Source organism: Acetobacter sp. DsW_063 (assembly GCF_002153745.1).
Lineage (GTDB): Bacteria > Pseudomonadota > Alphaproteobacteria > Acetobacterales > Acetobacteraceae > Acetobacter.
This window is the reverse complement of record NZ_JOPL01000123.1, coordinates 25,395-35,845: the sequence shown is the minus strand read 5'-3', so window position 1 is coordinate 35,845 and position 10,451 is coordinate 25,395. Positions and strand designations below refer to the sequence as shown.

Genomic DNA, 10,451 nt, shown 5'->3' with positions numbered 1-10,451 from the left:
CCGCTCATGCCGCTCATGCCGCTCATGCCGCTCATGCCGCTCATGCCGATATGGCGCAGGGTCGCGCCGTCCTGCTCCGTGTTCGACGCCGGCGGGGAGCGCATCAACTGTGTTTGCGTTTTCTTGCCAGTCGCAGATGCCTTCGTTCGGTTCTCGGCGCCGGGTTTTGGCACGTGTACAACGCTTCGACCGGGCATCGTCATGCCCGGCATGTCCATCCCTTCCATCGCTTCGTTTGCTTCAGTGGCGTGGCCGACAGGCGCAGGGCTCATGGCCAGCGTCATCAGGGCGACGAGCGACGTCGTGCGGCGGCGGCTCACGACACAACCACCGTACGAAACATGCCCGTGTCCATATGGTACAACAGGTGGCAGTGATAGGCCCACAGACCAGGCGTGTCGGCGGAGACCAGATAACTAAGACGCTCGCCTGGCTTTACAGTGATCGTGTGCTTGTAGGGGCGGAATGCGTCGTGGCCGTTTTCCAGTTCGCTCCATAACCCATGAAGGTGGATTGGATGCTCCATCATTGTGTCGTTGATAAGGACGAAGCGGACACGTTCGCCGAGGGCGAGACGTATAGGTTCAGCTTCTGAAAACTTCTTGCCGTCGAAGCCCCAGATGAAGCGCTCCATGTTGCCCGTCAGATGGAGAGTGATCTCCCGAGAGGGAGGGCGCGGGTCCGTGCCGGGGCGTGTCGCGCGGAGATCGGCGTAGGTGAGGACGCGCCGTCCGTTATTTTCCAGCCCGTCCCCTGGTTCGGTCAGGCGGTTCATAGGCGTCGGCGCGACGTTCTGGACTTCGACGCCAGTTCTGAGCGCGGCGGGCGTTGTTATTGGGAGCGGAGCGCCCCCTTTGCTGTGGGCGGAAGGCATGGCCATACCGGGCATGTCCATATTTGCGGCATTATGCTCGTTCTGGGCACCGCCCATGTTCATGCCTGCCATTCCGGCCATCCCCATATCCGCCATCGTGCGCAGAGGGCGGGGGTCCATTGGTGGAATGGGACCCAAGAGGCCGGGTTGCGTCGCGAGCACGCCGCGCGCGTAGCCGGTGCGATCCTCCGACTGCACGAAGATCGTGTGCGGTCCTTCGCTCTGTGGTTGCACGATCACGTCGTATGTTTCCGCCGGGCCGATGCGGAATTCATCCACCGGCACAGGTTCGACATCGTTGCCGTCGGCGGCCACGACAGTCATCGACAAACCCGGAATTCGTACGTCGAAGAGCGTCATGGACGCGGCGTTGATGAAGCGCAGGCGGATGCGCTCTCCGGGACGAAACAGACCGGTCCAGCCAATATCCGGCGGCTGCCCGTTCAGCAGGTAAGTGTAGATCACGCCGGAGACGTCGGAGATATCTGTCGGAGCCATGTTCATGGCGCCCCAGCGCAGGCGGTCACGCAATGCGCTTCCCAATCCGTCGCGTCGGGCGTCGCGCGCGAAGGTTCCGACGGTGCGTTGGCGGAAATTGTAATAGTCGCTGTTGAACTTGAGGTTGGAGACGATGTCTCGCGCGGCGACGTCGGTCCAGTCGGACAGGACCATGACGTAATCGCGTTCTGTCTGGTGGACGGGGCCGGCGGCGGGGTCGATGACCAGAGCGCCGTATAACGCACCCTGCTCCTGCCCGCCGGAATGGCTGTGATACCAGTACGTCCCACTCTGGCGGACCGGGAAGCGGTACGTGAACGTCTCGCCCGGCGCGATGCCTCCGAAGCTGAGGCCGGGCACGCCATCCATATCCGCCGGGAGCCGCAATCCGTGCCAGTGGATCGAAGTCGCCTCGTCCAGACGGTTCGTCACGTCGATCCGCACATTGTCTCCCTCGCGCCAGCGCATAGCTGGGGCCGGGGCGAGACCGTTCACTCCGGCGGCGTCAAGGTGTGCGCCATGGATGGTCATGGGTACGGTTTCGACAGTCAGGCTGAACGACGACGAGGCCAAAGGCGGGGGTTGCGGCGTCTTCGGGATGACAACGTCGCTGGCGGGCCCTGCGTTGGCGAGGGCGGGCGACGCTTGAAGGAAGCGCGGCGCAGCGCAGGCGAGGGCGGCGCCGGTTACGAAACGTCGGCGCGGCAGCGCGCGCGGCGGTCGCGATATGGTACGGAGCATGAGGAAAATCCGCGAAAGGTTCGGTCGCGCCAGCAGGGTTCAGGACGTTGGGCGGCTACCCGGATCTATCCGTCCGGGCGGCCTCATCGTGTGCTGGCGAAGGGAAGCGCGGCGCAGGCCGCGTCAGACCGTGATTCTGGGCGGAGGCAGGTCGGGCGCACCGGTCAGGCCCGGCGTGCCGGGGGTCGGATGCAACGCATACACGACGGGACGCTGCGCGAACGTCAGGACCAGACGCAGCGGCGCGGCGGCAAGAGGAATGGCGGCGCTCTGCGTGCAACACACGCCCGGATGGTAAGGGTGGCCTTCCGTGTGGGGATGCGCTGATGGCCCGCTCATGTGCATGGCCGTCGCCGCTTTGTGACAAGGCGCGCTCATGCAGGTCGCCATGCCATGATTGGCTGAGGTCATGGCGTCGCAAGACGTCGCGGATGCGGGGCCTGCGAACAGGGGCGCGATCACCAACGCCGCCACGATCAACAGCGCGGCGAGAAGGCGTCCAACTTGCTCCGGGCGACGCTTCGTCACACCCAACCTCTTCCACGCGTGGCCCCGGCGATCGTCGCCGGAACGTCTCTCCGACTTTACCGAAGCTGGGTGGCTATGGGCAAGGTCGGACATGATCGTTGCCTTGCCGCTATGGGGTGGGGACGTCCTTTCGCCGTGCCGACTCTGACGATATGCGTCGCCAACATGGCGGTTGGGAAGTGACGATTGTGCGGTGTTTGGCAGGCGCTCCGCAAATGCGGAGCAAACGCTGAGGGAGCCCGACGTCACAACCAGTCGAATTTACGGCGCCCGCTCTTGAAGGGGGGATTGCAAGCATGTTCGTGAAATTTTCCTACGCGCCAGAATATAGCATATTGCATATTTCGACACGCTTGCGTTAGAGAAGACCTTCACTCCGGCGGCCGGCCGGAATGGCGCGTCCTTAGAGGCTATTTCTCATGCTTCCTGCGAAACGAAGAAGATCAACTACTGACATACAGAAATATAGCATATACTATATTTCTGGTGAATGGCCATTCAGCGCGCCTCGATCATGGGCTGTGATGTGGTTAGCTGCCAGTTTGGCTTTCCCCTCCGGGGGCGACGCCTGCGCAACGCCTCTTGCGGAGGACTCTTCATCTTCGCCGCAAAGAACCGAGGCCAGTCACCAGCCGTCGATTCAGATCCGCCCGGAAAGTGACGCCGCCTCCGCCGGGACGCCCACGTCGCGTCGGAGGGGCGCTACGTCGAAGCAAATCCGCCCTGAACATATTGACGTCGTCGGTCACCTCAATCGAGAACGCGCTCGCATTTTTCCTGGTCTGGGCGCAGTCGATTACCATATCGACCAGCATCAGATCGCGGTCACCCCGGGCGGTCAGAACGCAGCGTTCAACCAGATATTGTTGCGCGTTCCCGGCGTAGTCCTCGACAGTTACGGCGAAGTGCATGTGCGTGGAGAGCACGGCGGCCTGACTTACCGGGTCAACGGCGTGCTTCTGCCCGAAGGGCTGAATGGTTTCGGGCAGGAACTGGATACGCGCATGATCGAGTCCGTGGACCTGCTGACCGGCGCGTTACCCGCGCAGTTTGGATTTCGCACCGCCGGCGTGGTGGACGTTACGGCCAAGAGTGGGGAGAGTCTGAAGCACAACCAAATGTCGCTGTACGGCGGAAGTTATAACACTTTTGTCCCTTCGATTCAGTTGGGCGGTCAGCACGGAAAGCTGGATTACTTCACGACCGTATCCTTCACGCGCAACAATATTGGCATCGAAAACCCGAGCGCCGCCTTCCGCGCCGTTCATGACGTCACCCGACAGGAAAAGGGTTTTTCGTATCTTTCGTATCAGATCGATGACGCCAGTCGCGTGAGCCTGTTGAGCAGCGCATCCTATGCGGATTTCGAAATTCCGAATTCGTTCAAAACCTTCGATCAGTCCAGCCCGCACTATACGACCATCTATGATCTGGCGGGCGTCAACACGCTTGATCCTGCCATGAACTGGGCCAGTTTGAACGATAGCCAGACGGAGCAGAACTATTACGCCGTTTTGTCCTATCAGCGCACGACTGAGAGGCTGAATTTTCAGGCGTCGCCATATTTTCGCTACGGGCGGATCGATTACACGCCAGACCGTGATCGCGATCTGATCTATCAAGGCGTCTCGGAGCATGAAGTCAACGACTTCACCACGGGCGGCATGCAGGCCGATTTGTCATGCGATATCACGCAAAATCACACGATACGGGCAGGTGTCGTGGGGCAGTATACGTCCGAACGACTGGACACCAACACGCTGGTGTTTCCTGTCGATACGACAGGGCGCCAGAGTTCCAGCATACCTGTGCGGGTGATAGACAACACAGGAAATTGGTCGGTTGAAGCGGGTGCATATATTCAGGACGAGTACAAGATTACCCGGACTTTGACCCTCAATTACGGGATTCGTTACGATCATTTTGCGTCGTCTTTTAGCGATGAGGGACAGTTGAGTCCAAGGGCCAATCTGGTCTGGAGACCGAATTCCGCCACCGTTTTTCATGCTGGATATTCTCGGTATTTCGCACCGCCTTCACCCCAGTATGTTTACCCCTCGACGTTGGCGAAGTTCGCGGGAACGACCAACGCTTCCGCCAGCATGATAGACAATGCGACGAAGGTGGAGAAATCTCATTATGTGGACGTCGGACTCCTGCAACGCATAACACCCGAACTTCAGATTACGCTCGACGCCTATGCCAAATGGGCGCATGACCTGACAGATCTCGGGCAATTCGGGCGCGCGGTCATCCTCGCCCCATTCAGTTATCGGCGCGGGCGAGTTTACGGCGCGGAATTCGGGAGCTCGTGGAAACATGGGGCGTGGTCCGCGTTTGGAAATTTTTCTTATGTCAAAACGGCGGCGCGGGACATCAACTCGGCGCAGTATCAGTTCGATCCGGAAGAATTGGCCTATATCCGAACGCATGATATCCAGCTTGATCATCAGGGAGAATACGCTGCTACGGCAGGACTGTCATGGACCGCGCGGCGTGACATGGCGTATATCGACTTTGTCTATGGCTATGGTTTACGCAGTGGTTTCGCCAATCTGAAAAAAGAACCACAATATGAAGTGTTCAATATTGGCTATCAGCACATCTTTTCGAAGGTCGTCGTGGGGAAAGATATAAAAATCCGGGCTGACGTGATGAATCTCTTCGAAAAACGCTACCAGCTTCGAGATGGAAGCGGGGTTGGCGTCTATCAGGCCCAGTATGGACAGAGGCGGGGGACGTTTTTCTCTGCTGTTTTTGATTTTTGAGATTTTAACAGAATTGATCAATTTTGATCAGGTGTGCAGGTGACGATCATATTTCGAGGCGGGCAACGGGCATCGGAGGGAGTGTTGGTCGTGAAGATATCGGCGTCGTCGTAAAGTATTCTTATTTTAACTAAATAAATTAAATGAAAATTTTCAGATATTTTTTCAATTCCGTCGATGCAAATGCTCCGATTCATCTTGTTCAAGGGCAGGATGCTCTGGTACCCACCGTGAAGTCCCAATTCATGAAGGTCGTCTGGGTGGGGCGCCAGATGCCCGCTATGTTCATCTGTTGCCCGTCTGACGTGGTGCGGTCACAACTTCCGATGGAGGGGGGAGCTATCGTGGTGGCTTGATTCCGTCCCATAGCAAGGTGACCACGTTAGCGACATGAGTTGCGTCAGTTGTCTTTTCGGAATCTGGATCGCCGCAGATGCGGCTGGAAAAAGCCCGGTTGTGCAGTACGCCAAGCAGGGTGGATGCGAGCACCTGCGCATCGCTCCGGGCCAGTTTTCCCTGATCCTGCGCCCGTCCGATCCATTCAGTCAGGGCCCTGAAGGCTCGTGCTGGAGCAGACTCCTCAGGGTCTTCCTCCGAACACAAGGCGTCCGTCGCAATCCCGCTGCCCTGAAGGACCGTGAAACCAGCGTGCAGATCTTCGAAGAAAGCCGAGATCTTGCAGGCGATTTCGATAATCTGTTCCCTGATTGGCCGGTTGTCGGGACCAGACTCAAGCGTTGCGATCCATTGAATTTCCTTCGGCGCTCCCAGCGCCGCCAACATAAGGCCCTGCTTGGAACCGAAGCGGTTGAAGAGGGTCGTATGGCTGACGCCGATTTCTCGTGCGATGTCCGCCGCCGAGATGCTCCCACCGCGTTCCAAAAAGCAGCGCCGAGCAATGGAGAGGATGTGGTCGTCCGGTACTTCTTTAGGGCGTCCGATTTTCATTCCTGATTCCGGCTTGACGATTCACCTCTGCATAATATCTTTCTTTGCAGAAAGAAATAAAGAGGTATCCAAATATGAAGCGCAATCCTAACCTGAACTGGCGTAAAGTGGACCCCGGCTCCCTGATTGGTCGAAAGGCCATCGTGATCGGTGGGACGGGTGGTCTGGGCCGGGCTATCAGCCAAGCGCTGGCAGGACGCGGCGTGGCCGTCACAGTGGTGGGGCAGACGTTCCGCGACAAAGATGTCGCCAATATCGGCTTTGTGCAGGCGGATCTCAGCCTGCTGAAGGACGCTGAGCGTGTCGCGCGTGAGTTGCCGGCAGAACGCAGCGACCTGTTGTTGTTCACGACCGGTATTTTTGCAGCGCCGAAGCGTCAGACGACGGCGGAGGGTATCGAGCGGGACATGGCGGTCAGCTACCTCAACCGTCTGGTGATGCTGCGCGATCTTGCTCCCCGTCTGGGTAAGCTGCGTGGTGAGGATGCGTCACGCGGGCGGGCATTCGTCATGGGCTATCCAGGTACCGGTCAGCTAGGCGCGCTGAACGACCTGAATTCAGAGCTGACCTACAAGGTAATGTCCGCGCATATGAACACCGTCGCCGGTAACGAGGCGTTGGTGGTTGACGCTGCTCATCGTTATCCTGATCTCGACATATTCGGTCTCAACCCGGGTCTGATCAAATCGAGCATCCGCAGTAACCTGATGGGCGCGGACAGCCTGAAGCATCGGATCATGGAATGGCTGATCGGCAAGCTGGCCCCGAGCGCCGACGAGTACGCAGCGCGGATTTTACCTTTGTTATTTTCGCCTGATCTTGATCACCGCAGCGGGGCGTTCTTCGACCGCAAGGCGCTGGCTATTCTTCCGTCCAATGGTATGACCGAAGCGTATGCGCAGCGCTATATCGCGGCCTCAGAAATGCTTGCGGTCAGGGCGGGCGTCCGTTTCACCACATAATGTGCAGTTGTGACTGCAGGGACGAAAAACAGAGGAAGATCGCCTGTAATCGATCTACCCGCGACCCTGAGGGCAGCGAGCGCCAATCGCGTCGTCATCGCAAGGGGTTCTCACGCCGGGGAAACCCCTTTTCCCGATTAGGTAAATTCAATCCCCGTCGGTCGGCTCTCCAATCGCCTTCGCGCGATCAAGGGGTTTTCGTGAGGAGTGCTCTGGATCTAACGTCTTCGCCGGAAGCCGTCATTGCGCGGCACGCGGCGCAGGCGTCAGCGGCGTGATGCGGACCAGAATGTACGGACGTTCCTGCATGTCGCGGCCGTCATGGAACGCAGGCAGACGCGACCATTGCCCCACCGTCATCCAGAGTGAATTTCCGTCGAGAGCGAGGCCGTCCGGCGCGATCAGGCGCGGGTCCTGCGCTACGATCGACAGCGTTCCGTCGGGGGTACGGTGCAGGACCGCGTGGCGTTCTATGTCCGTCAGATACAGGGAGCCGTCCGGCGCGGTCGCCATGCCGTCCATGACGCCGACTTCGCCCTCGTCTTTGACGGACGCCTCGATCGCCGCTTCGCTCTGCGTCGGGTCCGCGAGAATCGCAGTTGGGGCGCTGTAGAGTCTGCGCGCTGAAAGTGGCGACCAGTAAAGGCGGCTGGAATCCGCGCTAAGCGTCAGGCCGTCCAGACCGCCCTGCGCCATCGTCGGGTGCTTGGCGTCATAGTGGGCTATACGCCCATCTACTTCCATCACCAGATCCGGGTCAGCGTTGACGTAGCGCGTGCCAGCGAGGACGCGCCTCCCCTTGCCGGAGGCCAGGTCGATGACCATCAATGCGGGATGGCCGTCGAAGGAGGTGTCGGTGACGAACGCTGTGCCCTGCGCCCCATGCGTAAGGTCGATGCGCACGTCGTTGACATGCGTTTTGGGGGTCGCGACAGGCTCCGTCAGGGCGTATCGGCGAACGATCCGGTTGCTCGCCGGGTCGATATGGATCAGCGCGGGATGGGATTTTGCCGTCGAATCCGCACGCAGACCTTCATCGACCAGCCAGAGCTGACCGTTGCCGTCGACGGTCATGCCCAGCGGGGAGACCAGCTCCTTCTGTGCGGCGACGTCGGGAAAGGGTGACAGTTTGCCGTCCCGGTCTGACCAGGTCGCCAGCACGGGGCCGGGGTGCTTCTGCGCGCTGGTAGGAAAGGCGAGGACGAGGCGACGATCCGGCAGCAGGGCGATCCCCGATGGCTGCGCGAGATCGAAACGACCCATGACGGTCACATTGCTGGTTGGCGTAGAGCCGTGATCGACGCTGTCGGCTGCCGCCGCGCCGAAGGCGGTCAAAAGCGCGGCGCACGCAAGGAGTGAATGGCGGGTCGATCTCCAGATACGGCGCATGTTTTTGTTCTTCCTTAAATATGTGGGCGAGCCTCTCGCTGGCCGACCTTTGCGGGGGAGGCTAGCGGTGCGGCGCGTCGCGCTGCAAGTCTACGAACGCGCTCGACGCTGGCGCGTTCGCCCTTGCCGCAGAAGTCGGAAAGACCTGCGTGCGAGTGATTCAGGAAAAACGGGAGAAGTCCGGCGCTCGTCGTTCAGCGAACGCGGTGAACGCCTCCCGCGCTTCAGGGGAAATCAGGCGGCGGGCGAACTCCTCGCTCTCTGCGTTCATTCGGGCCAGAATGGTGTCGGTGTCGCGCATCAGGTGGCGGGTTGCCGCCACTGCTCCGGCAGGCAGAGTGACGAGGCGCGCGGCGATCGCCTCAGCGGCTCCTGTCAGCCCTTCGCGCGACATGATCCGGTTCGCGATCCCCCAGGCCAGCGCGTCCTCCGCCCCGACAGTCTCGCCCAGCGCGAGCATCGCGAAGGCTCGCGCATGACCAATCCGGGCGGGAAGGAGAAAGCTCGACGCCGCTTCCGGCACAAGGGCGAGGCTGACGAACGGGGTGCTCAGTCGGATATCGTCCGCGAGGAGCACGTAATCGCAATGCAGCAGCATCGTCATGCCGACGCCGACCGCGTGACCGTGCGCGGCCGCGACCAGAGGTTTCACATTGGTCGCCAGCGCCTCGAGGAAGCGCGTGACGTTGCGCAGACCGCTCCCCGCCGCCATGGCTGCGAACTCTCCAAGGTCGTTGCCGGCGGTGAACGCTTCTCCCTCTCCCCTGATCAGGATTACGCGGGTCGAGGCGTCGGTCTGCGCGTCGAGCAACGCGTCTGCGAGAACGCCGTACATGACGTCTGTCAGGGCGTTCTTCTTTTCCGGGCGGTTCATGACGAGCGTGAGCACGCCGTCCGACTTGTGGACTTTGACGAGATCGGTCACGTCGAGTTCTCCATTGCGATGGGCGCCGTTGCGCACATGCCCCGACGCACGCCCGTCCGCCGGACCGGGAAACGCGCCCGCTGCACGCTGGTTCGCCTTTAAGTGTTGGCAACAGCCGGAGATGGCGGCAAAACAACTTAATGGTAGCGAATTCAGACGAAATGCGCCGCGCCGCTCCGCGTCGCCAGCGCACTGCACGCGAGCAGGGTGGAACGGCGCTGGACGCTCCGATGACGGATGACGGGCAGGCGGGGGAGCGGCGTCAGGAGATTCTGGAGGTCGCGGCCCAGCTCTTCGCCGAACATGGTTACAGGTCCACGTCTATTCGCGACATTGCCGACCGCGTGGGCATGCTGCCGGGGTCGCTGTATTACCACATACGCTCGAAAGAGGCGTTGTTCGTGGAAATCCACGACAAGGCGCTCGACGCTGCGGCGATCCGGGTACGCAACGCCATCGAGCCTCTCGCTGACCCCTGGGATCGCCTGCTGGCGGCGTGCGAGGAGATGGTCGAGATTCAGCTCAATCCCAGTTCCCTTACGTTGCCGATCATGAACATCTTCCGTTCGGTTCCACCGGAGGTGAAGGTCGCCCTACTCCGAAAGCGCGACGAATTTGAGACAATTTTCCGCACCATAGTGGAGGATCTGCCTCTTCCGGCGGAACTGGACCGCAGCATCTACCGCATCCTGCTGTTGCGGCTGCTGAACACGGCCGACGAATGGTACCATGAAGGACGCCTGACGCGTCGTGAGATCGCGGGGCAGATCGTGGCTATTTTCCGCCATGACGCGACGTTCGGAGAGACGCGAGCCTGA

Annotated in this window: 9 protein-coding genes; 3 read left to right on the top strand and 6 right to left on the bottom strand. The window is 60.3% G+C overall.

Annotation, left to right across the window (positions count from 1 at the left end; all coding sequences use genetic code 11):
• From HK28_RS13050 to HK28_RS13040, 3 genes are all read right to left on the bottom strand, one after another.
• A partial coding sequence (locus HK28_RS13050; protein WP_198945896.1) for a hypothetical protein occupies nt 1–320 on the bottom strand: 320 nt, incomplete at its 3' end.
• Nucleotides 317–2,113, bottom strand: a complete 1,797-nt coding sequence (locus tag HK28_RS13045) for a copper resistance system multicopper oxidase (protein WP_086644969.1) — start codon at nt 2,111–2,113, stop codon at nt 317–319. The genes HK28_RS13050 and HK28_RS13045, both read right to left, overlap by 4 nt.
• Nucleotides 2,114–2,236: 123 nt before the next feature.
• Entirely contained in the window at nt 2,237–2,734 is a 498-nt protein-coding gene (locus HK28_RS13040) for a hypothetical protein (protein WP_158093474.1), read from the bottom strand.
• Between the two features lie 431 nt (nt 2,735–3,165).
• Here HK28_RS13040 and HK28_RS13035 point away from each other — a divergent pair, with 431 nt between their 5' ends.
• Nucleotides 3,166–5,409: a TonB-dependent receptor gene (locus tag HK28_RS13035; RefSeq protein WP_233140543.1), complete on the top strand. Its 2,244-nt coding sequence runs from the start codon at nt 3,166–3,168 to the stop codon at nt 5,407–5,409.
• 339 nt (nt 5,410–5,748) lie between these two features.
• Here HK28_RS13035 and HK28_RS13030 read toward each other — a convergent pair whose 3' ends face one another.
• Nucleotides 5,749–6,357 carry a TetR/AcrR family transcriptional regulator gene (locus tag HK28_RS13030; RefSeq protein WP_086644967.1) on the bottom strand — a complete coding sequence of 203 codons (609 nt, stop codon included), beginning with the start codon at nt 6,355–6,357 and terminating at the stop codon, nt 5,749–5,751.
• Nucleotides 6,358–6,431: 74 nt separating this feature from the next.
• On the opposite strand from HK28_RS13030, the gene HK28_RS13025 reads away from it, so the two are divergent.
• Nucleotides 6,432–7,319, top strand: a complete 888-nt coding sequence (locus HK28_RS13025) for an oxidoreductase (protein WP_086644966.1) — start codon at nt 6,432–6,434, stop codon at nt 7,317–7,319.
• A 240-nt stretch (nt 7,320–7,559) separates the two neighbouring features.
• Here HK28_RS13025 and HK28_RS13020 read toward each other — a convergent pair whose 3' ends face one another.
• A complete protein-coding gene (locus tag HK28_RS13020; RefSeq protein WP_086644965.1) occupies nt 7,560–8,708 on the bottom strand; it encodes an L-dopachrome tautomerase-related protein in 1,149 nt (382 codons plus the stop codon).
• A gap of 160 nt (nt 8,709–8,868) precedes the next feature.
• A complete protein-coding gene (locus HK28_RS13015) occupies nt 8,869–9,633 on the bottom strand; it encodes an enoyl-CoA hydratase-related protein (protein WP_086644976.1) in 765 nt (254 codons plus the stop codon).
• A 140-nt stretch (nt 9,634–9,773) separates the two neighbouring features.
• On the opposite strand from HK28_RS13015, the gene HK28_RS13010 reads away from it, so the two are divergent.
• On the top strand, nt 9,774–10,451 hold the full coding sequence (locus HK28_RS13010) for a TetR/AcrR family transcriptional regulator (protein ID WP_233140542.1): 678 nt from the start codon (nt 9,774–9,776) through the stop codon (nt 10,449–10,451).

Coding starts and splice junctions, on each gene's coding strand:
- HK28_RS13035 (WP_233140543.1), top strand. CDS start 3,166: ATGTGGTTAGCTGCCAGTTTGGCTTTCCCCTCCGGGGGCGACGCCTGC.
- HK28_RS13045 (WP_086644969.1), bottom strand. CDS start 2,113: ATGCTCCGTACCATATCGCGACCGCCGCGCGCGCTGCCGCGCCGACGT.
- HK28_RS13025 (WP_086644966.1), top strand. CDS start 6,432: ATGAAGCGCAATCCTAACCTGAACTGGCGTAAAGTGGACCCCGGCTCC.
- HK28_RS13010 (WP_233140542.1), top strand. CDS start 9,774: ATGGTAGCGAATTCAGACGAAATGCGCCGCGCCGCTCCGCGTCGCCAG.
- HK28_RS13020 (WP_086644965.1), bottom strand. CDS start 8,708: ATGCGCCGTATCTGGAGATCGACCCGCCATTCACTCCTTGCGTGCGCC.
- HK28_RS13040 (WP_158093474.1), bottom strand. CDS start 2,734: ATGTCCGACCTTGCCCATAGCCACCCAGCTTCGGTAAAGTCGGAGAGA.
- HK28_RS13030 (WP_086644967.1), bottom strand. CDS start 6,357: ATGAAAATCGGACGCCCTAAAGAAGTACCGGACGACCACATCCTCTCC.